Source organism: uncultured Stenotrophomonas sp. (genome assembly GCF_963519125.1).
GTDB lineage: Bacteria > Pseudomonadota > Gammaproteobacteria > Xanthomonadales > Xanthomonadaceae > Stenotrophomonas.
Window position 1 is genome coordinate 26,793 of sequence record NZ_CAUQLJ010000002.1, and the last position, 21,637, is coordinate 48,429.

Below are 21,637 nucleotides of genomic sequence, written 5' to 3' on the forward strand. Positions count from 1 at the left end.
GTGATGCTGGGCCAGGGACGTGCAGTGCCTGCGGCTGCGTGCGCGCGGCTGGGGCGGTTGGGGGTGGCGAGCCTGCATGCGGAGTTGGCGCTGGCGCCCAAGCCGGGGCTGGTGACGCCGTTCGACACCGGCAGCCACACCGACATGGACGCGGGCACGTTCCTGCGCAGCCTGTTCGGTTTGCGGCACTATTTCCGCGCTGTCGCGCTGGCCGGTGGCAGCGATGCACCGTTCGCGACGCTGCGCACACTTGGCATTGCGGCGGAGGCGGCAATGCTGCGCGCTACCGGTGGCGTCAATACGCACCGGGGCGCGATCTTCAACCTGGGCCTTTTGGTGGCGGCCGCTGCGGCGTGTCGGCGCGATGGGCTGCCAGTGTCCGGTGAACAGGTCTGCCTTGCCGTGCGGCGCTGGTCGCCCGCGCTGCTCGATGCACCGCTGGACCCGAACAGCCCCGGCCAGCGCGCACGTGCGCGGCATGGCATCGCCGGCGTACGTGAGCAGGCCGCCGCGGGTTTCCCAGTACTGCGCGTGCTGGCCCTGCCGACCCTGCGCGATGCGCTGGCGGCGGGATTGACGCGTGAGGCAGCGGCCTGCCACACCTTGATGACGCTGGTGGCCGAACTGGACGATCTGAATCTGCTGCACCGGGGCGGCGCCGAAGGCCTGCACTGGGCACGGACACAGGCCGCGGCGTTCCTGGCCGACGGCGGTGCGTTCGCGCCGGACTGGCGGTCGCGCCTTCAGCAGTTGGGCGATGCCTTCGCGGTGCGCCGGCTCAGCCCGGGCGGCAGTGCCGACCTGCTGGCATCCGCCGGCTTCCTGCTGCAACAGGAGGCGGTATGAGCCTGGCCCTGCTCTGCCCGGGCCAGGGTGCGCAGCATGCGGCGATGTTCGACCGGGTGCGCGACTCTGTCGCGGCGCGCCACGTACTGGAAGCCGCCGGCGAGATCCTGGGCCGGGACGTAGTTGCCGCGGCCGCGGCCGAGCAGCGATTCGACAATGCGTACGCGCAGCCGTTGCTGTGTGCTGCGAGCCTGGCGCACTGGGAGGCACTTCGCAACGCGCTCCCCGCGCCTGCGGTGGTGGCGGGCTACAGCATTGGCGAGCTGGCGGCGCATGCCGTTGCCGGGAGTTTCGAGGCGCCGGCCTGCCTGGCGTTGGCCGCGCAGCGTGCAGCGTGCATGGACAGGGCCAGCCCAGCCGATGCCGGCATGCTGGCAGTGCTGGGAATGGATCGCGGCCGCCTGCAGGCGTTGTGCCAGGCCTACGGAACGTACGTGGCCATCGCCAATGGGCAGGACCATTTCATCGTGGGCGGTACACGGCCCGCGCTGCAGGCGCTGGGCGTGGAGGCGCGCGCAACCGGCGCGGAGATCCGCACCTTGGCGGTGCATGTGCCGGCGCACACCCCGCTGCTGCAGAGCGCAGTGCCTGATTTCGTGGACGCGCTTGAGGCAGTGGATTGGCAGCGCCCCCGGGTGCCGGTATTGGCCGGGATCGACGCGCAGCCGGTGCGCGATCGCGCGGCAATGGTGCGCACGCTGTCGGCGCAACTGGTGCAGACCATCGAATGGACGCAGGTGATGCGCCAGCTGTTCGAACGCGGCGCGCGGGTGTTCCTGCAACTGGGCCCGGGCACGGCGCTGGCGCGCATGGTGGCCAGCAGCTACCCGTGCTGCGAAGTGCGCGCGGTTGAAGAATTCCAGCACCTGGAGGGTGCGGCGGACTGGGTGCACGGCGCACTCGGGCGGATGTAGTACGTCACACCCCGTGGATGGCGGGTTCCCATCCGTGCGGTACGCGAATCAGGTGTCTGGGAGGGCGCATGAGTCCAGAAATTGCAACGATCATCGGTCTGGTGATCATGTTCATCATCGCCACGGCCCTGCCGATCAACATGGGTGCGGTGGCGTTCGCGCTGGCCTTCATCATCGGCGGCATCTTCGTCGGGATGGAGGGCAAGGAGGTGCTGGGCGGCTTCCCGGGCGATCTGTTCCTGACCCTGGTCGGCATCACCTATCTGTTCGCGATCGCACAGAAGAACGGGACGATCGACCTGCTGGTGCATTGGGCGGTACGTGCGGTGCGTGGGCGGATCGTGGCGATTCCGTGGGTGATGTTCGTGGTGACGGCGGTGCTGACGGCCTTCGGTGCGTTGGGGCCGGCAGCGGTGGCGATCATCGGCCCGGTCGCCCTGCGTTTTGCCAAGCAGTACAAGATCAATCCACTGTTGATGGGCCTGCTGGTGATCCATGGCGCACAGGCCGGTGGGTTCTCGCCGATCAGTGTGTACGGCAGCATCACCAACGGGGTGGTGCAGAAGGCGGGGTTGGAAGTCACGGAGATGGCGGTGTTCCTGACCAGCCTGGGCTTCAACTTCATGATGGCGATGATCTGCTTCTTCGCGTTCGGCGGCATTGCGCTGATGCGCCGGGGCGCGGTGGCGGTGGGTGGTGCGGAGCTGGCCCTGGCGGGTGGACCGCAGGCGTCGTCGCGGCAGTTTGCGATCGAGGGCCATGGGGCGCTGGTGTCGGCCGGTGGCGGCACGTTGTCGAATGATCCTGATGCGCTGGAGGCGGTCGGCATGACCCGCGAGCGGCTGTTCACGCTGGTGGGACTGATCGGGCTGGGCGTGGCGGCGCTGATCTACAACCTCAACGTGGGGCTGGTGTCGATCACGGTGGCGGTGGTTCTGGCGCTGTTGTCGCCGTCGAGCCAGAAGGGTGCGGTGGACGGGATCAGCTGGTCGACGGTGCTGCTGATCTGCGGCGTGGTCACCTATGTAGGCGTGCTGGAGAAGGCGGGGTCGGTGGACTTCATCGGCAATGGGGTGTCGAACATCGGCATTCCGCTGCTGGGCGCGCTGCTGGTCTGTTACGTGGGCGGGATCGTGTCGGCGTTTGCGTCGTCGGCGGCGGTGCTGGGTGCGACCATTCCGTTGGCGGTGCCGTTCCTGCTGCAGGGCCACCTGGGCGCGGCGGGGGTGATCTGTGCGCTGGCGGTGTCGTCGACGATCGTGGACGTGAGCCCGTTCTCGACCAACGGTGCGCTGGTGGTTGCGTCGGCGGCGAAGGAAGAGCGTGAGTCGCTGTTCCGCCGGTTCCTGGTGTACAGCGGGCTGGTGGTGGTGTTTGGCCCGTTGCTGGCGTGGTTGCTGTTCGTGGTTCCCGGCTGGATGTAAGCAACGGCAACAGCAACAGCAACAGCATCGGTACTGTACTGCTGCCTGGTTAGGCGGGTCGGTATGGGTTCGTGGGGTCGCCGTAAATACGTCCTTGTAGCCTTAGTCGCCGCATCCATGCGGCTCATACCCCCACAAACCCACACCGACCCACCTTTGAGACTGCAACGGGGCTCATGGAAGAAGCGGTAATGCCGGGCGTCGGCCGGCTGCTCCGAATGCCCCGGTTGCCCGTAACGACTACAATCTCCTCATGGCCATTGCTCCCGCCCCACGTTCATCGAAGAAGCGTGCACCTCTGTATGAAGAGGTGGCCGAACGCGTGCGTGAGCAGATCTACGACTACCGGCTGCCGCCGGGGGAGTGGATCGATGAACCGGCGTTGTGCGAGGAGCTGGGGATCAGCCGGACGCCGTTGCGCGAGGCGCTGAAGCTGCTGGCGGCCGAGGGGCTGGTGCAGATCGATGCGGGGCGTGGGGCGCGGGTGACGCGGCTTACGCTGGAGGATCTCAACCAGTTGTTCCCGGTGATGGCGATGCTGGAAGGCCGCTGTGCGCATGAGGCGGTGAAGCATATCGACGATGCCGGGGTGCAACGGCTTGAAGAGCTGCATGCGGCGATGGAGGCGGCGGCGGCGGACGGCAACATTGCCGACTATTACCGCAACAATTACCTGATCCATGAGACGGTGCAGCACTACGCGGGCAATCCGTGGTTGATCCGGATCACGCATGACCTGCACCGGATCCTGAAGATGCACCGGGGCCGGCAGTTGCTGACGCCGGGACGCACGGCGCAGTCGCTGGGCGAGCATCGGGAGTTGATGGAGTGTTTCCGCCGGCGCGATGCGGAAGGTGCCGAACGCACGATGGAGCGGCATCTGTTGAGCCAGGGCCAGGCGTTGGCGGCGTATGTGGCGGCGGGTGGATTGTTGAACGTGCCCGCGCCCTTGCCGACCGAAGGCGGAACCTGACTGCGGGACACGGCTTGATGCCGATGCTTGCCGGGCAGAGCCCGGCACTACCTCGGGCGGGTTTCGCGCAGACCCCACACCACCGGCAACACCAGCAGCGCCACCGCAGCGATCATCGCGCCCGGTGCTGCCGCCCAACCGGTGTGGCGAACCAGCAGCTCGGCAATCAGCGGCGTGGCGCCGCCGAAGAAGGCGGTGGCCATGGTTACGCCCAGGGCCAGCCCGCTGAGCCGGCCTTCGCCGGGAAACTGCTCGGCGGTGGCGGGTGCGGCCACGGCACTGACGCCGCCGGCCAGGCAGGCCAGCACAACGGCGGCCAGGCCGATCTGTACGGCGGTTCCGCTGGCCATGACGCCGAACATCGTCAACGGCAGCAACGCCGACAGCAGCGCCAGCCCGATCAGTACCGGTCGCCGCCCGACCCGGTCCGACAGCGCACCGGCTATTGGAGTGACCAGGATCACCGCCACGGCTGCACCGGTCGACAGCCACAGCGCCTGGGATTCGCCGATGTCGCTGGCCGAGCCGAGGAACGCGGGCACGTAGGTGATGCCCACGTAGTAGGTGATCGAGCCCAGCGCGGAAATGGCGAAGGTGCGGGCGACCGCGCCACGGTGGAAGCGCCAGGTGTCGCGGATCGGCGAGGTCGGCACGGTACCGGCGGCCACCTGGCGTTCGAACTCGGGCGATTCGTGCATGGTCGAGCGCGCGAGCAGGATGCCGCCGGCCAGCGCGGCGCCGATGAAGAACGGAATGCGCCAGCCCCAACCGTCCAGCTGGGCGGTGCTGAGCAGCGCAACAGTCAGCGCGGAGAGTGCAACGGCCAGCAGGGCGCCGACCTCGCTCGCGGCAGAGGCCAACGAGGTGACCAGCCCGCGCCTGCGCAGCGGTGCCGATTCCAGCAGGTAGGCCACCACGCCGGTGTATTCGCCGCCCACCGAAAACGCCATGACACAACGGAGCAGCAGCAACAGCACGCCGGCGGTCGTGCCGATGCTGTCGAAGGTGGGCAGCAGCGCGGTAGCCAGCATGGCTATGGTCATCAATGCCATGGAGGCGAGCAGCATGTAGCGTCGCCCGAAGCGATCGCCCAGGTGGCCGAAGCACAGCGCGCCCAGCGGGCGCATCAGGTAAGACACTGCAAACCCGGCGAGGGTCGCCAGCAGTGCGTTCTCGCCACCGCCGAAGAACACCCGCGACAGCACCGTGGCCAGGTACAGGTAAAGGGTGAAGTCGTACCACTCCACCACCGTGGAAAGGCCGGCCACGATCATCGAGCGGGTCGGTGCCGGGGCCGTGGTGGGCGCGTTCGCTGTGGCTGCGCGCGCGGGCGCGGCGGGGGCAGTAGGGGTCATGGGCCGCAGCCTACGTCATTCCGCCTCCACGCCGTGTCGTCAAGGCGTAACCGGCAGGCCGATCAGTATCTAACCTGGCAGTTCGGGCAGAAGAAGGTGCGCCGTTTTGTCTTGCCGGGATACGTCTTCGATACCGGGCCACCGCAGCTGGGACAGGTGCGTCGGGTGTGGATCTGCCAGTGCTTGCGCAGCTCGAAGGCGCGCTTCCACTCAAGGAACCTGAAACTGTACTCGCGGGCATCGGCGATGACCCTGCCCAACACCCGCGGAGGCAGGTCGCCGATCGTCGACTCAGGGTGCACGCGCTGGCGGAACAGCACTTCGTTCTTGATGATGTTGCCCACCCCGGCGAAGAGGTCCTGGTCGAGCAGCGCATCGCAGACCAGCGTCTCCGGCTGCAGCTTGAGCCGACGCCGGGCCAGGCGCGGATCCCAGGCGTCGTTCATCACGTCGGTACGCCAGTCGTAGGTGTCGTCGAGTGATCCTTCGATGTATTTCAGCGAGGAGGCGTAGATGTTGAGCTCGCCGTTGTCGAACTGCAGCGATACGCGCGGCGGCGAAGGCTTGCGTTCGTCGATGCGGTAGCTGCCGAACATCAGCATATGAACGCGCAGGCTGAAGCCGCTGAACTCGATCAGGAAGTGTTTGCCCCAGCTGCGCAGCGACAGCACCCGCCGGCCTTCCATGCGGGTGAGGTCCAGGCTGCTGTTGCCGATCGCGCGACGCACGGTCTTGCGGCGAAACTTCGCTGCCGCCTCGCGCAGGATGACGATGGAAGGACCTTCAGGCATCGGCGGTGAGCTCCTGCAGGCGCGCGGCGTTGGCCACGGCGAAGCCGTGTGCAGTGTTGTCGAAGATGATCCACGGCGACGACGCCGCGCCCTGCCCTGCCTGTCCGGCCAGATCGGCGAGCGCTGTCTCGTCGTACTCGCTGTAGTACATGCGTGGCGAGCCATGCCAGCGCCAGTAGCGCCAGTGTTGCGCGCCGCCCGGATGCGCGGCGGCCGGAACACGCGCCGGGTCAACGCCCGCCCGCGCAACGTCGTGGCGGGCAAGCAGCGCATCGGCCGACGCTGAAAACCAGCTTGGATGCCGGGGCTCGCAGACCAGGGGCGCGTGCGTGCGGCGGCGCAGTGCGCGGAAGAAGCTGGCGGCTCGGCGCGCATCCAGGGCCAGCGAGGGAGGCAGCTGCAGCAGCAGGCCGCCGAGCTTGGGGCCAAGCGCGCGGGTCTCGTCGAGGAAGCGGTCCAGGAGAGCGCCTACGCCGACCAGTCCGGAATCGTGGGAGATGGTGCGCGGCAGCTTCACCGAGAAACGGAAAGTGGGCGGCACCGTAGCGGCCCAGCGTTCGTAGGTGACCGGTCTATGCGGTCGATAAAAAGAAGAATTGATTTCCACCACCGGAAACCGGGTCGCGTAGCGGGCCAGCATGCTCTCGCCCGGCCCGAACAGATCGGCGTACCGGTTGGGGATGGACCAGCCGGCACAGCCGATCAGCGGGCGGACGATGCCGGGCATGGCCTCAGACGCGGATCTCGCCCTGGTCTTCGCCGTCCCAGTAATGGATGCGGTGGGCGTGGACGTGGATCAGGACCAGGCCGGGCGTGTCGATGCCCTGTTCGAACCAACGTTCCAGGTCCTTCTGCCAATGTTCGCGCATGACCTCCTTGTCCCGCACGAGCCTGGCCTTGCCCTGCACGAACACAAACAGCGGCGGCTTGCCGAGCAGGCCCTTGCTGCCGGTAAAGCTGAGCGCCACTTTCGGTTCGGCCTGCAGTTCGCGGACCATGTCGGTGCTGTCGAGGGCGAAGAACCAGCTGTCGCCGTCGTAGTCGACATCGCCGTTGTTGCTCATCGGTCGACCGGCGATCTCGCCGTTGTCGGCGAAGGTCTGCAGCATCGTGAAGTCGATACCGGCCATCTTCTTGGCCAGGTCATGCAGGGTCAGGGTGGTCATGGGCGGCTCCCGGAGGTGATGCCTCCAAGAGTCAGCGCGCCGCCGTGACCACCTCGTGCAGGCATGCTGGCGCGGCCTTCACCGCGTGATGAACACCGGGTTCGAATAGAACCAGAGGTCCTGCCAGGGATCCTCGCCCTTGATATCCGCCAACGGCGTGGGCTCATCGGTATTGCTGCCGCGTGCGCGTACGAAGCCGCCACCCGCCGGTGCGGGCAACTCCCAGGAGACCCGGTACCACGCCCCTTCCCGCTTCCACTCCTTCGCGGTGAACCGGCGGGCCTGCATCTGCGGCGCCTGCTTGCCACCGCCACTGCCGACGATCAGCTGGATCTGCTCCAGCGCCGGGTGCTGGCCCATCGCGTTGGCCGCTTCCGGCCGGCGCACGCGCAGCTGGATCCGCATCGGTGCGCCCGCCGGGATCACCAGCGCATCGCCCATCCGCGCCACCACACCGCCTTCTGCGGCCTGCACGCTGAACTCCATCGCGTCGATGAGATCGCCGGTGACGGCGAACATGCGACCGCCTCGAACGCCCTCGAGAATATCGTCAGCGTCAGGCCGCGCCCACACGTAGGTCTTGCTGTACTCACCCGGGTCGAAATCGCTTCCCCCATCGCGCTGGTTCACGTGCGAATCGGAACTGGCGGTGATCCAGAACCGGGTGCCAGCGGCCAGCATCTGGTCCCACACGCCGCCCACCTGGGTGGTGATCTGGTCGAAGCCACCAAAGGTCGGCGCCGGCTCATTGCGGTAGAGGCCGCGCTCGGTGCGGGTGGCCTGGTGGCCGGGTGCGCCTTCCATTCCCACCAGAACCTGCGGCGCGGCCGCGTGCCACGCGATCAGTTCGGCCGGTTCGACTTCACCCCACTGGCCCACGCCGGTTGCGGTGCGCGACGGATGGTTGATCAGCATGAGCGGCAATGGCTGCAACCCGCGCATGTGCGCCAGCGCATCCATCATGTGCCGGTGGGTATCGCGGGTGCCCTCCTGCAACGGTTCGCCCCGGCTGTAGTCGCGTTCGATGGCGAACAGCTGCTCGCCTTCCTGCGGACCGGGCGCAATGATCAGCGAGGCATGCTCGCCGGCCGGTACGTCGAATTCCATGCCGTTGAACTGGATCAGGTCGGGCACGTCGCGGCGCGCCTGCAGCAACGCGGGGTAAGCGTGGTCGCGGGTCACCGCCGAGTGGCCGGGGCCGCCGTGGTCGGTATGCACCATCCAGCGCAGGCCGAAATGGCGGGCCTGCTGGGCATTGCGGGTGCGGGTGTAGGACGAGTCGCCGCCCCGGATCGGGGTAGGCGGCGTGGTGCTGCGGTCCCAGTCCACGCTCCACTCGCTGTGGACGTGATGGTCGCCGGGCTGCCAGTCGCGGCCAGCGTCGGTACGGGTGTCGGCCGCAGTGGCCAGGGCCGGCGCGAGCAGCGCCAGCAGAAGGAGGTTGCGCATGAAGGTTCCTTGCAGGCCCCCTGCCGGTCGCACGGACGACAGGCAGGGGGGAACAACGGGCGGATCAACCGCTGGCGGAATCAGAAGTCGGCACGCAGGCCAAGGCTGATGCGGCGTCCCGACGCCTCGTACATGGTCGGGAACGACGGGTCCATGGTGTAGCCGCTGGTGATCTCGTTGGTCAGGTTGATGCCCTTCAGGCTGATCTTGATGTTGTCGGTGATCCGGTAGCCGATCGAGACGTCCATCTGGCCGTAGGCATCGCGCCAGATCGGATACATGTCATAGCCGATCGACTCCACATACTCGTCCTTGTGGTTGTAGGACACGCGCGCGTCGAACCGGTCGTTCTCGTAGTAGGCGGTGAAGTTCCAGGTCTTCTCGGACAGGCCCGGCATCGGGGTGCGGATGCCCAGGCCGGACTCACCGGCCAGCGAGCTGTCCAGCATGGTGTAGTTGGCATTCACGCCGAACCCTTCCAGCACCGGGGTGAACATGCCCAGCGGCAGCTGCGCGACCAGCTCCACGCCGTCCACCTGGTAGGAACCCTTGGCGTTGACTGGCTGGTACACATCGAAATCGAAGATACCGTTCAGGGTACCGTTGGCGTTGTACACCGCCACGTCTTCGACCACGCCGGTCAGCGAGTTGATCACCACGCCGTCGATGTTCTTGCGGAAGTACGAGGCGGCAAACAGTGCACCGTTGTCCAGGTACTTTTCCAGGCCCACTTCCCACTGCTTGGCGTAGGTCGGCTTCAGCTCCGGGTTGCCGTCGGTGAAGCGGTACGAGCCCCAGCTGGCAGTACGCTTGTAGGCAATGTCGGTCAGCGCCGGGCGCATCATTACCTTGGACGCCGCCGCGCGCAGCAGCAGGCCCTGCGACAGTTCAGCCGTCATGTTGAAGCTGGGCAGCAGGTCGTCGTAGCTGCCGTCCTTTGACACCGGGGTGTCGGTGTAGCCGGTGCTGCCGTCCGGGCGCTGTATCGGGTGGTAGCCGAACGAGTTGACCTTGGTGTCCACGTAACGCGCACCGGCGTTGATGGTCACCGGCACCTGGCCGATGTCGAAGGCGAAGTCGGTCATCGCGTACAGGCTCATGACCTTCTCGTCGACCTGGTAGAACTGGCCGGCGTCGAACGGGGTGTAGAAGCCGTCGTAGCGGAACGCGCTGCGCGCGTACTCGTTGGACACCTGTTGCCAATCGAGGTCCTTGATGGAGTAGCCGCCACCGGGGACGATGTCGCCGATCGACTGCAACGGGCTGTCGGCCATCGTGCGGGTGTTGACCCACGCGCTGCTGCCCGGACCCGGCCCGGTGATCTTGAGTTCGCCGTACTGGCGCTGCTTGGAACGGTCGGTGTAGCGCGCGCCGAACTTGATATCGCGCAGCGCCGGCAGGAACGCCAGGTCCAGCATGCGGGTCACGTTGACCTGGGCCGCGTACTTGTCGTCGTCCACCTTCTCCAGCGTGGTTTCATAGGCTTCGAACAGGTACTTGTCCGAGGCGTTGTACATGTCGAAGCCGCCGGGGGTGCTGGGAATGGTCTCGCCGCTGCGCCCGGTCCAGCGGGTGCGCGACGGCGCATAGGCCACATGCTTGAGATTGGAGTAATCCGAGGTCTTCTCCGCGCCCGAGTAGCCGGCCATGGCGTCCACGTACCAGTCCTGGCCCTTCCAGTCCATCGCAACGCTGAACTGGCTGTAGTCGGTCTTGTTGATCCGCTCCTTGCTCAGCATTTCGTGCTGGGTGGCGGTGTAGGACACGTCGCGCAGGACGACCATGCCGTATTCGGACAGCGTGGTGGCGTCGTATTCGTGGATGGTGTCCAGGGTGCTGCGGCTGGAGGCGGAGTACGCGGCCGCGTCGTACTCGTCTTCGGTCGAATCGTAGCCGCCCAGCATCGCGTCGAAGGTCAGGCTGAAGCTGCTGCTCGGCTTGTACTGCAGCGACGCGGTGGCGCCCCACTTGTCCTGCTCGTTGAGGTAGACACGGTCGCCCACCTTGTCCTGGAACACGACCAGGTTGGTTTCGTCGGTGTTGTTGCGGTTGACGATGTTGACCCCGGCGTCGCGCGCCAGTACTGCCTGCGCCTGCGTGCCGCGGGTGCCGGAGGCGCTCAGGAAACGCGACATCGGGCGGAAGTTGATGCCCGAGGTGGAATCGGTGCGGTTGGTACGCTTGGACTGCGAGTACGAGACCAGGCCACCCCAGTCGCCCCAGGTGTCGGCGGCCAGGAAGGCGAAACGCGGATCGACCTTTTCGGAGATGCTGTTGTGCGCGGCCTCGGCCGACACCACCAGCTTGCGCTCGTTGTAGTCGAACGGGCGCGCGGTGCTGATCTTCACCGAACCGGCAATGCCGCCCTCCTCGTCGGCCGCGGTCGGCGACTTCTGCACCGTGACCTGCTGGATGATCTCGGAGGCGAACATGTCGAATTCCACGTCGCGTCCTCCGCTGCCCGACGCAGTGGCCAGGTCGTTGATCGAGACCATCGTGTACTCGGACGGCAGGCCGCGCACGTTGACCTTGGTACCCAGCCCCTTGCTGCGCTCGATGGTCACGCCCGGCACGCGCTGCAGGGCTTCGGCCAGGTTCTGCTCTGGAAAGTCAGCCACGTCGGTGGCGACGATCGAATCGGAGAAACCGATGTTGTGGCGTTTGAGGTCGACCGCCTGTTCCAGGCTGCGGCTGTAGCTGCCGGTGACCTGGATGGTTTCCAGGTTCTGCGGGTTGACGCCTTCGCCGGCGGCGGCGGCCTGCAGCGATGCGCCTTCGGTTGCTGCCAGGGCCATCGGCGTGACCATTCCCGAGCTCGGCTCGGTGCCCGCCACGTCCGATTCGATGGTCACCGTGGTGGCGTTGAGATAGCGGTAGCGCAGCCCGGTGCCGGCCAGCAGGCGGCCCAGTGCCGCATCGGCGGAGAGCCCGGCCGGCACCGCCGGCGTGCGCGGATTGCCGGCGGTCTGCGTGTTGTAGACGAACTGCAGGCCGGTCTGGCGCGACAGTGCGTTGAGCGCCCTGTCCAGCGGCTGCGAGGCGATGGCCTCGGCGGACACACGGGTGGGTTCGGCGGCAGCGGTGGTCGCGGCGACCTGCAGGGCAAGGGCGATCGAAAGGAACAGAGTGCGGCGCATCGTGGGATCCAGTGAGGGAATGGCGGTGGCTTTCCCCAACTACGAGGCCGCAGCGCGCGGATCGGGCACCGCTATTTCGATGAATTTTTTTTGACAGCGTCGGTCGTGGTCGCGGCCACGCGCATGCGTACATCGATGAGGCCGCCCTGCTGCGAGGTCTGCAACGAAGGCTGCTGGTCGAGGAACGCGCGCAGCGAGCCGAGGTCGTCGGCACGCAGGTTGCCGGTGATGCGCAGCGTGCCGGCGTCGTCGCTGACCCGCAGGCGCTGTGTGTTGCGTCGGTTGAAGCGGTCGGCGACGTCACGCAGCGGTTCGTCGCGGAACACCACGCGCCCCTGCCACCAGGCGGTCATGCTGGCCGCGTCTTCATCGCGGATCTGCACGCGCTGGTCGCGGTAGTCCACCTGCGCGACCTTCCCCGCCCAGAGGTCGGCCAGCAGGCGGCCACGGCCGCCGTCGCCACGCACCAACACCCGGCCTTCGCTGACCGCGATGCGGGCCTGCTCGCGCAGCAGCGAGACGTCGAAGGTGGTACCGATGTCGGTGACCTTGAGTCCACCGGCATGCACCGCAAACGGGCGGCGGCCCGGCGCGACCACGAAGCTGGCCTGGCCACGCTCCAGTTCCATGCGGCGCGCGAACAGGCTCATGCGCACCGACAGTTCACTGTCTGCATCGAGATGCACCACGCTGTCGTCGCTGAGCCGGATCTGTTGCGGGTGGCCGTGTGCGGCGACGTAATGACTGGTGCGCGGCCAGGCCAGTGGCGTGCCGACGCCTACCGCCAGCACCAAGGCTGCGGCAGCGGCCAGACCCGGCAGGCGGCGCCGCCGCGGCGGTGTCGTCATGGACGTGGGCGCGCCGCGCAGCGGCAGCTGCACCACGTTGTCGTCCGCACTGCGCGGCGCCGGCGCAGCCAGCAGCAGGTCCAGGTCGTCCGGCATCGCGCGCAGTGCATCGCCCAACGCGCCGGCGGTCTCGCTGACGGCGAGGTATTCGCGCAGGTGTTCGGGCGAGACCAACAGCCAGTCCAGGAAGGCGCGCTGCTGTGCGGGCGATACGTCGCCCTGGCGCTGTAGTGCGTGCCAGTGGGCAGCCGCCTGGGTCAGTGCCGATGGATGCAGGGTCGGCTCGTTCATCGCAGCCCCTCCGCATCGCCCATCGCGCGGCGGCACACCGACAATCCGCGCACCACGTGCTTCTTCACCATGTGCGCGGAGACACCCATGCGCTCGGCGATCTGCTTGTAGCTCAGCCCGTCGCGGTACTGCATCACCAGCACCGCGCGGGTGTGTTCGGGCAGCGTTCCCAGCAGTGCCTGCAGGCGCTGGCGGCGCTGTTCGCGTTCGGCGGCGTCTTCCACGCATTCCCCGCTGGCCAGGCCCTGGCCCAGCTGTGCGATATCCTCGATCGGCAAGGTGGCCCAGCGCCTGCGGCTGGCCTGCTCACGCGCCAGGTTCAGCGCGACGGTGAACAGATACGCCTCGGGGTTGGCGATCGATTCGCCAGGCCCCGCATGCGCACGCAGCAGACGCAGATACGTCTCCTGCACCAGGTCTTCGGCGTCCTGTCGCGCCCCCCGGCGCACGAAGAACCCCCGAAGCACCGGCGCATGCTCTTCGAACATGCGCGCCAGCCGCCCTCTTGCCTGCTCGGCCACTGTGCCGCCCCACCCCTGAAGTGCGGCGCAAGGTAAGCGGTCAGTGTTACGGGGTGGTGACGGCCGTGCATCGCAGCCTGCGCTTGACAGCGGCGCAGTACCGGGCGCAGCATTGGTTAACGAATTAATTAATTAACCGAATGGACCGTATCTTCGAGGCCCTGGCCTCCCCCGCCCGCCGCCAGATACTGGCCTACCTCAATGGCGGCGAGTTGAGCGCCGGCGAGCTGGGTGACCGTTTCGACTTCAGCAAGCCGGCACTGTCGAGCCACCTGCGCATCCTTGAGGACGCAGGGCTGATCGAACGCGAAAAGCGCGGCCAGTTCGTGTACTTCCGCCAAGTGCCCGCGCGTCTCGCAAATACCCTGTTCGCATGGGCCGCCGAAGTGTGCCCGGTGGGCGGACCGCTGCAACGCGAAAGCCGCGCCAAGGCGCGCGCCCGCAAGAATTCCGATCCCGCCCAGGACTGAGGAGCCCGCCATGCCCGGAGTGACCCGCACGGACCGTTCATTCCCAAGCATCAACCTCCCCTCCTTCAGCGGCGGCAGCCCAGTCGAGGTGACCCTCATCACCCAGCTGGGCATCGGCGCCGGCGACCAGCTGGTGCGCGACGCCGGCATCCGCCAGGCGGCGCATCCGCGCTTCGTCGATGCACTGGACGAGCCTTCGGCGCGTCTTGGCGGCATGCACGTTGAACACCAGGATCCATCGTCGCTTTACTCGTTTGCGGTGGGTCCGCACGGCCACCCCTTCCATCGCCATGCTGGCACGCGCATGTTCACGGCGGTGTCTGGCAGTGGCGGCGCGCAGCTTCGTTTTTCCACGGCTTCGGATGCCCAGCTGGACCACGACCCGGCAGCTTTCGTGCAGGCGCTCCGCTTCGTGGAGATCCCACCCGACTGCCTGTTTACCGTGCGCTTCGGCAGTGGCACCTGGCACCAGTTCGTATCGCAGCGCGCGCCGCACGCGGCCCTGTTCGCGTTGTCCTGCCATGCCAACGACCAGCACGGCCCCCTCAGTGACGCGCAACGCGCGCGCGTGGCCGACAACAGTGCCGACCTTCCCAGCCTCACCGATACCTTGCCGCCCGCCCTGCAATCGCTGCTCAACCAGACCGACCCACAGCGCGTGCCATGCGTGAGTCTCTCGCTGCATGCGCCATCGCGCTCGTGGGCGGGGCGATTGTGCGCGTACAGTCGCGACCACGTAGGCCGACTGCGTGCGGCGCTGCATCGGCTGCGCCCGATCCGCAGCTACGTCAGCCGTCTTCCGAACGCGTATCCAGTGCACCAGCAGCGTGCCGCGCCGGACGACTCCCTGCTGCAGGCGGCGCTGCCGGAAGGCAGCCACCACCAGGACTATGGTTCGCTGCTGCTGCCCGCGCATGCGGTGCCTGGCCACTCGGCCCGGGAACTGCTTGAAACGGTGCTGGAAGGTTTCATCCTCAACCCACCGGCCAATGTGGGGCGACTGATGGCGGCGCGCAACGTGCTGGTGGCGCCACTGCGGCTGCGCACCTCACCGTTGGGTTGCCCGGTCTCCTCGCTGTTGTCCGAAGACCGCAGTCAGCTGTTCGCCGGTCGCTTTCCGGTACTGGCGCAGCGGGTGGACCGCGAAGACAGGAGTGCCGAAGTCCTGCTCGGCGCGGATGACCGGCACCTGCGGTTCCGCTCCTGCGTGCGGGTGGAGCGGCTGGACGATGGCCAGGCGCGCATTTCGCTGGGCACGCGCGTGCGTACCCACAACGCATTCGGCCGCCTCTACATGGCCGCAATCGACCGCACCCATCGCCGCTACATCAGCCCAACGATGCTGCGCATGGCGGTCGCCCATGCCGTGGCGCCGGAGCTCAGCCCGAGCCTGCCACTGCAGTTCGCCGCAGGGTAAACACGGTAATTTCCGACGGCACGCCGATGCGCGCCGCGAAGCCGGGCCACAAGCCGGCGCCGTTGCTCACGTACAAGGTCATCCCGTTCACTGCATAGCGGCCCGAAACGTAGCCGCCGTTGGCGCGCTTCACCAGCTGGTCCATGCCGACGATGTGCCCGCCATGCGTGTGCCCGGACAGCTGCAGCTTCACGCCCTGTGCGGCGTTGGCAGCGGCCTGGTTCGGTCGATGATCCAGCAGGATCACCGGATCCTTGGGATCTGCCCCGGCCAGCGCGGCTTTCAGGTCCGGCATCGGCAGGCCGTAGCGTGCGGCCACCGGGTCGGTGACACCGGCGATGGTGAGCGAGCTGCCGTTACGGGTGACCTGGGTATGGCTGTTTTCCAGCACCTGCATGCCGAGACCGCGGAAGGCCTGCATCCACTGTGCGTACTGACCGTAGTACTCATGGTTGCCGGTGATGGCGATCACGCCGTCGGGCGCCTGCAGCTGGCCCAGCGAGCGCACGTCGTTGGCGCGGGCGCGCACGCTGCCGTCGACCAGATCGCCGGTAATCACCACCAGGTCCGGTTTCTGCGCGTTGCTTTCGGCGACCACCTGGGTGACCCAGTCACCGGTGAGCAGGCGGCTGGCGTGGATGTCGGTGAGCTGCAGTACCCGGTAACCGTCGAATGCGGTCGGCAGCCCGGCGATGGCGACATCGACCTGCCGTACCTTCGGCACCGCCATGCCCTGCTGCACACCGTAGATGCCCAGCACCAGGGCCAACACGCCGGCGACCGGACGCAGCCAGCTGCGACGCAATGCGTCGGCAATGCGCGGCTGGCGCAGCAGGCGCGCAAGCAACAGCAGGATATCCAGCACCAGCAGGAACACGGCGACCAGCAACAGCGCGGTGAAGCCACTGGCCAGGATGGCGATGGCGGCCTTCGGAATTTCGGGTGACGCCATGGTGCCGGCGAACCGGGCCACGATCCGGTGGTGCAATGCCAACGCCAGCACCAGCAGGCCCAGCGGGCCGCGTACCGAAACCGGCACCCGCAACGGCCAGATCAGCCGCCACACCACGTACAACGCAAGCACCACTCCAACAACACTCAGCACAGGCAGTTCCAGTTTCAATGGGGGGACGCACGGTCGCCAGTGGCGATCATGCAGCGCACCATCTTTGCCCAAGTTGATTGCCGCTGCCACCGCAGGCGAGTGGAAAGGTGGGTTGCGGGAGCGCTACATGCGCTCGCCGGGAAGCCGGCTGGCCTGCTTCACCCAACGGGTGAACTGGGCGGTATCCAGCGGGATGTCCTCGAACACATGCAGGTAGCGGGTGTCCTGGCTTTTGGAGGATTCCGGTGGCATCGGATTGAGCGACGCGCCACGGAAGAAGGCCACTTTGATGTAGCGCGCGTAGCAGTGCATGCTCAGGAACCACCCGTCCGTGCCTTCGACGGCGTACAGCGGCGAGTTCCATTTGACTGCTTTGCGCAGGTTGGGAACCGCCGCTGCGACCAGGGCGTCGAGTTGGCGGGCGGCTTCCTGCTTCCAGCCGGGTACCGCTGCGATCCAAGCCTGCACCGGGGCGTCGCCCTCGCCCTTGGGGATCTGGGGGTTGCCGCCGGCGAGCAGGCGTGGGGATGCGGGTTTGGAGGTGGCCACGGGTTTCCCTCAGCCGGGCAGAGCCCAGCTCTACGCGGCCTATAGTGCCTGAACGGATGCCGTTGTCGGGTGGGGCCGGGCTTGATCTTCATCTGGATGGGGCCTATAAATGAGCAACCACTCAACTAACAATCTCCATGGCCCGCCCGCTCAGCGACGCAAAACGTACCGCCATCCTTGATGCCGCTGCCCGACAGGTGGCCGCGCAGGGCGTGGGTGCGTCGACCGCGCAGATCGCCAAGGCGGCCAAAGTGGCCGAGGGCACGGTATTCACCTACTTCGAGACCAAGGACGTGCTGCTCAACGCCCTGTTCGTGCGGCTGGAAGAGCGCTTGGCATTGGCGGTGGGCGGCAGCTTCCCGGCCGACGCCGGGGTCCGCGAGCAGCTCCTGCACGTGTGGAACGCGCTGCTGGTCTGGGGCGCGGCGCATCCTGTAGACCGCATGGCACTGCGCCAGCTCAAGGTGTCCGAGCGAATTACCGAGTGCACCCGTACGCATTGCGCAGGCTTGTTCGGCACCACGCTTCACACGCTCGAAGCGAGCCTGGCGCGTCACGTCGACCCCGAGCGCCTGTCGTTCTACCTGGGCCGGGTCCTGATCACCCTGCTGGAAACCACGCTGGAGGCCATGGCGGCCCAGCCCGAACAACGCGATGTCCTGCAGCAGGCCGGGTTCGACCTGTTCTGGAAGGGCATCCAGCGCTGATATTTTTCGCCCATTACTTGAGTGCCTACACACTCACCCATTATTTCCCGGAGACGCATGCGCATCCTGCCTGTCCTCGCTGTCGCCTTCACCCTCACCGTTCTGATCGGGATGATGTTCACCGTGCCTATCGACTCTTACGACACCTCACCGCAGCGCACCGACGACGGCTTCACCAATGTCGCGCCCAAACCCAAAGAATCGCTGGGGAGCACCCTCAAGCTGTTCTGGGAGTTCTTCTTCAACCGCCCGACCGGCACCGTGCCCGACGTCGCCACGCCGGTGCGTGCGCTCACCGCACAGGCATTGGCCGAAGCCCCGGACCGCAGCGTGTACCGGCTCGGCCACTCGACCCTGCTGATCAAGCTGCGTGGCGGCTGGTGGCTCACCGACCCGGTGTTTTCCGAACGCGCCTCGCCGTTCCAGTGGATCGGACCGAAGCGCTTCCACGCCCCGCCGATTGCGCTGGAAGACCTGCCGCCGATCCGCGGCGTGCTGCTCTCGCACGACCACTACGATCACCTGGACCGCGCCACGGTGAAGTTCCTGGCCATCCGCGTGGGGGTGTTTCTCACCCCGTTGGGCGTGGGCGACCGCCTGGTCGACTGGGGCGTGCCGCCTGGGAAGGTGCGCCAGCTCGACTGGTGGCAGGAGTCCGAGGTCGACGGCCTGCGCTTCGCGCTGACCCCTACCCAGCATTTCTCCGGTCGGGGGCTGCGCGACAGCAACAAGACGCTGTGGGGCTCGTGGGTCATCATCGACAACGACCTGCGCGTGTTCTTCAGCGGTGACTCCGGCTACTTCAACGGCTTCAGGCAGATCGGCGAGCGCTACGGACCCTTCGATGTCGCGTTCGTGGAAACCGGCGCCTACGACGCCAAGTGGCCGTATGTGCACATGCAGCCCGAACAGACGGTGCAGGCCCACCAGGACCTGCGCGGGAAGTGGCTGGTGCCGATCCACAACGGTACGTTCGACCTGGCCATGCACCGCTGGGAAGAACCGTTCGAGCGCGTCAGCGCGCTGGCGGCGCAACGCGGCATCGCCCTGTCCACCCCGGAAATGGGCGAACGCCTGGACCTGTCGGCGCCGCACGCGGGTACCCCGTGGTGGCGGACCATGACGGCAGAGGCGGAGGCGCGCCGGAACACGCCGGTGGCCAGCGCGCAGTAGCTGGTCGGGCAGGAGCAGGTCGGGGCCGCACGGTATCATCGTGGCCCAGACCTCTCCGCTGCCCGAAGGATTCCCTGCGTGCCGACGTTTCCCCGCCTGACCTGCCTGGTGCTGATGACCGCGCTTTCCGCTGCCGCCGGGGCCGCCGAGCCCACGCCCGTGGCCGACCCGCGCGCCAAGGCCATCGCCGACGCCAACGAGATGGCGCAGGCCCTGCTGGAGGTACAGAAGTACCCGGCCGAGCTGGACTGCGCAAAGGCGGTGGAGAATGCGCGCTACGGGGTGGAAACCATGCTTGAAGTGGGCGCGAAGAACGTCAAGGGCGGCTATATGCCGGCCGAACAGTTCAACAAGGCGGCAGCGCCGTTGCGCGCGCTGCTGCCGCAGCTGACCCAGGCCGACTGCAGCGCGGCCGAGGGCAACAAACGCGCCTTCTACCAGTGCATGTCCAGCGACTACAACCACGTGCTGGCCTGTGGCAAGGCGCATCCGTACTGAGCATGCTGCTGTGACCTCGCCTGCCTATGCCCTGCCACTGACGGAAGCGGACCTGAGCGCATTCCTGGACTCTGGCGCCGTTCCCGCAACGGCACTGGAACGCGCCGGCCTGTTCGCCGCTGCGCTGTGCCAGCAGCGCCCGCACCATCCCGCCGCCCTGACCCGGCTGGTCGATGAGGCGTGCGCGCTGTTCGTGGCACAGCCGGACGCAGCTTCCGCTCAGTTCCAGGCGCTGCGCAGTGCGTTGCCTCCCGCTGCAGACGCCTGGCTGCACGGCCTGGCCGCGCAGGGCGTGGTGCTGGGCCCGGATGCGGTAGTGGCGCGCTACGCACAGGCCTCGCCCGACGCCTACCCGGTGGATGCGTTCCAGGCCGACTGCCAGGTGACCCTGGAACCGCACACCCTGCGTTTTGCCACCGAAGCGGCGTACGCCGAAGAAGGCCATGTAGCCGACGACAGCCTGCGCGCACCGGCATTCGTCGAGCGCACGCATTCCTACACCCACGAACAGGCCCGTGCGCTGCGCGCGATCATCGCCAACGACGACGAGCACATCGACCTGGACGCCTACGCCGGCGCCGGCAAAACCCACCTGATCCTGCAGCTGCTGGACAGCGGCGCGCGCCGCTACACCTACATCGCCCCGCGTGCCGGCCAGGTGCAGGCGTTCCGGCAGCGCCTCAGCGCCGCGCTGCCGGTGCAGGTGATCTCGCAGATCGCGTTCGCCAACCACGTGGCCGGTGACGCGTTCCGCCGCGGGCTGCTGCGCACGACCTGGCGGCCGGTGTTCCAGATCAGCAAACAGTCGCTGCGCGACATCGCCGCCCGCATCGAGCTGCAGCCCATCGGCACGTTTGCACCGGCCAGCGTGCTGCGCATCGCGCTGGAAGGGATTGCCACGTGGTGTCGTTCAACCTCGTTGCAGCTGGTACCCCGCCACTTCGCGCGCGCCGTGCCGTGGACGGTGATCGACAGCGCTGCGTTGATGGCCGCCGCCGAGCACGTGTGGCGCAGCATGTTCGACCCGCAGCTGCAGCGCCATGCGCTGCTCAGCGTCAACGTGGATCACATCGGCAAATGGTTGGCCCTGCATCAGGTCAGCGTGCCAGCGACCTGGGGCACCCTGCTCATCGATGAGGGGCACGATCTGAGCCCGGCGTGGAAAGCCCTGCTTTCCAGCTACGAGGGCGCCGTGATCAGCCTGGGCGACCCCAACCAGCGGTTGGTTGGCCATGCGCCCCGCTTTGCCACCGGCATGACCTTGGAGATCGACCAGTCGGTCCGCCAGGGCCGGCTGGTGGAACAGCTGGTCAATGACACGCTGGCGCTGGATGCCAGCAGCCGCTTCGAGGCGCCGTTCAGCGGATCGGCGGACCGACCCACGCTGTCCAGCACCTATGCCGCGTGGAGCGACGTACCCGTCTCCGGCGCACGCATTTACGGCAGCCCGTGGCGGTTGCTGGAAGAAGCCCAGCGCCTGGCCGCCGCCGGCGCCCCATTCTCGATCCACCCCGATTCGCTGGCGACGCTTGGCCGTGAGGTGACCCGTGGCGCGGAAGCCTATCGCGAGCTCACCGCGCACGGCGGCAGCAGCCAGCGTTGGGAAGACCTGCTGGCCGAATGCACCGAACAGGACCTGGCGCAGATCCCGCGCATGTTCATGCGGGGCTACAACCGCGAACGGTTCGTGGAGCTCACCGGGCGCCTGCTGCCTTTCCACGACGCGGCGCTGCAGCTGATGCTGGTGGAGCACGCCAAGAATGCCGAGTTCGCCAGCGTGGCGATGTCGCGCTGCTGCTTCCGTACCGGCTTCACCCGGCAGTACGCACACAATCCGGTGCGCGCGGCCTATACCGCGATGACCCGCGGCACCCGCCAGCTGTGGTTGCCGGACGGTGCCCTGGAAGAACTCCAGCTCAGCATGCAGCGCTACCAGGAGCGGCGCACCGAACAGCGCCGCGGCAAGGCGGCGCTGCCGGGCCGACCGTACAGGGGCGGCTGAG

Annotated in this window: 20 protein-coding genes; 10 read left to right on the plus strand and 10 right to left on the minus strand. The window is 67.4% G+C overall.

Features of this window, described 5'->3' with window-relative positions:
- Positions 1 to 3 precede the first annotated feature (3 nt).
- From mdcB to RYM47_RS01575, 4 genes are all read left to right on the plus strand, one after another.
- Positions 4 to 846: a triphosphoribosyl-dephospho-CoA synthase MdcB gene (gene mdcB, locus RYM47_RS01560; RefSeq protein ID WP_315385925.1), complete on the plus strand. Its 843-nt coding sequence runs from the start codon at positions 4 to 6 to the stop codon at positions 844 to 846.
- Positions 843 to 1,760 (plus strand): malonate decarboxylase subunit epsilon, encoded by a 918-nt coding sequence (gene mdcH / locus RYM47_RS01565; protein WP_315385622.1) that lies wholly within the window; start codon positions 843 to 845, stop codon positions 1,758 to 1,760. The genes mdcB and mdcH overlap by 4 nt, the downstream gene beginning before the upstream one ends.
- Positions 1,761 to 1,828: 68 nt before the next feature.
- A complete protein-coding gene (locus RYM47_RS01570; RefSeq protein ID WP_315385623.1) occupies positions 1,829 to 3,184 on the plus strand; it encodes an SLC13 family permease in 1,356 nt (451 codons plus the stop codon).
- A 253-nt stretch (positions 3,185 to 3,437) separates the two neighbouring features.
- Positions 3,438 to 4,157 (plus strand): GntR family transcriptional regulator, encoded by a 720-nt coding sequence (locus RYM47_RS01575; RefSeq protein ID WP_315385624.1) that lies wholly within the window; start codon positions 3,438 to 3,440, stop codon positions 4,155 to 4,157.
- Between the two features lie 47 nt (positions 4,158 to 4,204).
- Here RYM47_RS01575 and RYM47_RS01580 read toward each other — a convergent pair whose 3' ends face one another.
- The 8 genes from RYM47_RS01580 to RYM47_RS01615 form a co-directional block, all read right to left on the minus strand.
- A complete protein-coding gene (locus tag RYM47_RS01580) occupies positions 4,205 to 5,431 on the minus strand; it encodes an MFS transporter (protein ID WP_315385927.1) in 1,227 nt (408 codons plus the stop codon).
- 143 nt (positions 5,432 to 5,574) lie between these two features.
- On the minus strand, positions 5,575 to 6,303 hold the full coding sequence (locus tag RYM47_RS01585; protein WP_315385626.1) for a DNA-formamidopyrimidine glycosylase family protein: 729 nt from the start codon (positions 6,301 to 6,303) through the stop codon (positions 5,575 to 5,577).
- On the minus strand, positions 6,296 to 7,030 hold the full coding sequence (locus tag RYM47_RS01590) for a DUF72 domain-containing protein (RefSeq protein WP_315385627.1): 735 nt from the start codon (positions 7,028 to 7,030) through the stop codon (positions 6,296 to 6,298). The genes RYM47_RS01585 and RYM47_RS01590 overlap by 8 nt, the downstream gene beginning before the upstream one ends.
- Before the next feature lie 4 nt (positions 7,031 to 7,034).
- Positions 7,035 to 7,469, minus strand: coding sequence for a pyridoxamine 5'-phosphate oxidase family protein (locus RYM47_RS01595; protein WP_315385630.1), 435 nt, complete (start codon positions 7,467 to 7,469; stop codon positions 7,035 to 7,037).
- A 78-nt stretch (positions 7,470 to 7,547) separates the two neighbouring features.
- On the minus strand, positions 7,548 to 8,918 hold the full coding sequence (locus RYM47_RS01600) for a hypothetical protein (RefSeq protein WP_315385632.1): 1,371 nt from the start codon (positions 8,916 to 8,918) through the stop codon (positions 7,548 to 7,550).
- An 80-nt stretch (positions 8,919 to 8,998) separates the two neighbouring features.
- The gene (locus RYM47_RS01605; protein WP_315385634.1) at positions 8,999 to 12,055 is read right to left on the minus strand and encodes a TonB-dependent receptor; all 3,057 of its coding nucleotides are present in this window, start codon (positions 12,053 to 12,055) and stop codon (positions 8,999 to 9,001) included.
- Between the two features lie 71 nt (positions 12,056 to 12,126).
- Positions 12,127 to 13,194, minus strand: a complete 1,068-nt coding sequence (locus tag RYM47_RS01610) for a FecR domain-containing protein (RefSeq protein WP_315385635.1) — start codon at positions 13,192 to 13,194, stop codon at positions 12,127 to 12,129.
- Positions 13,191 to 13,682, minus strand: a complete 492-nt coding sequence (locus RYM47_RS01615) for a sigma-70 family RNA polymerase sigma factor (protein WP_315385636.1) — start codon at positions 13,680 to 13,682, stop codon at positions 13,191 to 13,193. The genes RYM47_RS01610 and RYM47_RS01615 overlap by 4 nt, the downstream gene beginning before the upstream one ends.
- Positions 13,683 to 13,855: 173 nt before the next feature.
- On the opposite strand from RYM47_RS01615, the gene RYM47_RS01620 reads away from it, so the two are divergent.
- Both RYM47_RS01620 and RYM47_RS01625 read left to right on the plus strand, forming a co-directional pair.
- Positions 13,856 to 14,185, plus strand: coding sequence for a metalloregulator ArsR/SmtB family transcription factor (locus RYM47_RS01620; RefSeq protein ID WP_315385638.1), 330 nt, complete (start codon positions 13,856 to 13,858; stop codon positions 14,183 to 14,185).
- 10 nt (positions 14,186 to 14,195) lie between these two features.
- A complete protein-coding gene (locus RYM47_RS01625) occupies positions 14,196 to 15,602 on the plus strand; it encodes a DUF2867 domain-containing protein (protein ID WP_315385641.1) in 1,407 nt (468 codons plus the stop codon).
- Here the strand turns inward: RYM47_RS01625 and RYM47_RS01630 are convergent.
- Positions 15,565 to 16,707, minus strand: coding sequence for a metallophosphoesterase (locus RYM47_RS01630; protein ID WP_315385642.1), 1,143 nt, complete (start codon positions 16,705 to 16,707; stop codon positions 15,565 to 15,567). The two genes, RYM47_RS01625 and RYM47_RS01630, sit on opposite strands and share 38 nt — an antisense overlap.
- A gap of 123 nt (positions 16,708 to 16,830) precedes the next feature.
- On the minus strand, positions 16,831 to 17,256 hold the full coding sequence (locus RYM47_RS01635) for a DUF1801 domain-containing protein (protein ID WP_315385644.1): 426 nt from the start codon (positions 17,254 to 17,256) through the stop codon (positions 16,831 to 16,833).
- Between the two features lie 137 nt (positions 17,257 to 17,393).
- Here RYM47_RS01635 and RYM47_RS01640 point away from each other — a divergent pair, with 137 nt between their 5' ends.
- The 4 genes from RYM47_RS01640 (at position 17,394) to RYM47_RS01655 (ending at position 21,636) form a co-directional block, all read left to right on the plus strand.
- Positions 17,394 to 17,963, plus strand: coding sequence for a TetR/AcrR family transcriptional regulator (locus RYM47_RS01640; protein ID WP_315385645.1), 570 nt, complete (start codon positions 17,394 to 17,396; stop codon positions 17,961 to 17,963).
- 57 nt (positions 17,964 to 18,020) lie between these two features.
- Positions 18,021 to 19,136, plus strand: a complete 1,116-nt coding sequence (locus tag RYM47_RS01645) for an MBL fold metallo-hydrolase (RefSeq protein WP_315385646.1) — start codon at positions 18,021 to 18,023, stop codon at positions 19,134 to 19,136.
- A 78-nt stretch (positions 19,137 to 19,214) separates the two neighbouring features.
- A complete protein-coding gene (locus RYM47_RS01650; protein ID WP_315385647.1) occupies positions 19,215 to 19,634 on the plus strand; it encodes a hypothetical protein in 420 nt (139 codons plus the stop codon).
- Between the two features lie 10 nt (positions 19,635 to 19,644).
- Complete coding sequence (locus RYM47_RS01655) at positions 19,645 to 21,636, plus strand: hypothetical protein (protein ID WP_315385648.1); 1,992 nt, start codon at positions 19,645 to 19,647, stop codon at positions 21,634 to 21,636.
- The last annotated feature ends 1 nt before the right edge of the window (position 21,637 follow it).

Coding starts and splice junctions, on each gene's coding strand:
- mdcB (WP_315385925.1), top strand. CDS start 4: ATGCTGGGCCAGGGACGTGCAGTGCCTGCGGCTGCGTGCGCGCGGCTG.
- mdcH (WP_315385622.1), top strand. CDS start 843: ATGAGCCTGGCCCTGCTCTGCCCGGGCCAGGGTGCGCAGCATGCGGCG.
- RYM47_RS01570 (WP_315385623.1), top strand. CDS start 1,829: ATGAGTCCAGAAATTGCAACGATCATCGGTCTGGTGATCATGTTCATC.
- RYM47_RS01575 (WP_315385624.1), top strand. CDS start 3,438: ATGGCCATTGCTCCCGCCCCACGTTCATCGAAGAAGCGTGCACCTCTG.
- RYM47_RS01580 (WP_315385927.1), bottom strand. CDS start 5,431: ATGATCGTGGCCGGCCTTTCCACGGTGGTGGAGTGGTACGACTTCACC.
- RYM47_RS01585 (WP_315385626.1), bottom strand. CDS start 6,303: ATGCCTGAAGGTCCTTCCATCGTCATCCTGCGCGAGGCGGCAGCGAAG.
- RYM47_RS01590 (WP_315385627.1), bottom strand. CDS start 7,030: ATGCCCGGCATCGTCCGCCCGCTGATCGGCTGTGCCGGCTGGTCCATC.
- RYM47_RS01595 (WP_315385630.1), bottom strand. CDS start 7,469: ATGACCACCCTGACCCTGCATGACCTGGCCAAGAAGATGGCCGGTATC.
- RYM47_RS01600 (WP_315385632.1), bottom strand. CDS start 8,918: ATGCGCAACCTCCTTCTGCTGGCGCTGCTCGCGCCGGCCCTGGCCACT.
- RYM47_RS01605 (WP_315385634.1), bottom strand. CDS start 12,055: ATGCGCCGCACTCTGTTCCTTTCGATCGCCCTTGCCCTGCAGGTCGCC.
- RYM47_RS01610 (WP_315385635.1), bottom strand. CDS start 13,194: ATGAACGAGCCGACCCTGCATCCATCGGCACTGACCCAGGCGGCTGCC.
- RYM47_RS01615 (WP_315385636.1), bottom strand. CDS start 13,682: ATGTTCGAAGAGCATGCGCCGGTGCTTCGGGGGTTCTTCGTGCGCCGG.
- RYM47_RS01620 (WP_315385638.1), top strand. CDS start 13,856: ATGGACCGTATCTTCGAGGCCCTGGCCTCCCCCGCCCGCCGCCAGATA.
- RYM47_RS01625 (WP_315385641.1), top strand. CDS start 14,196: ATGCCCGGAGTGACCCGCACGGACCGTTCATTCCCAAGCATCAACCTC.
- RYM47_RS01640 (WP_315385645.1), top strand. CDS start 17,394: ATGGCCCGCCCGCTCAGCGACGCAAAACGTACCGCCATCCTTGATGCC.
- RYM47_RS01645 (WP_315385646.1), top strand. CDS start 18,021: ATGCGCATCCTGCCTGTCCTCGCTGTCGCCTTCACCCTCACCGTTCTG.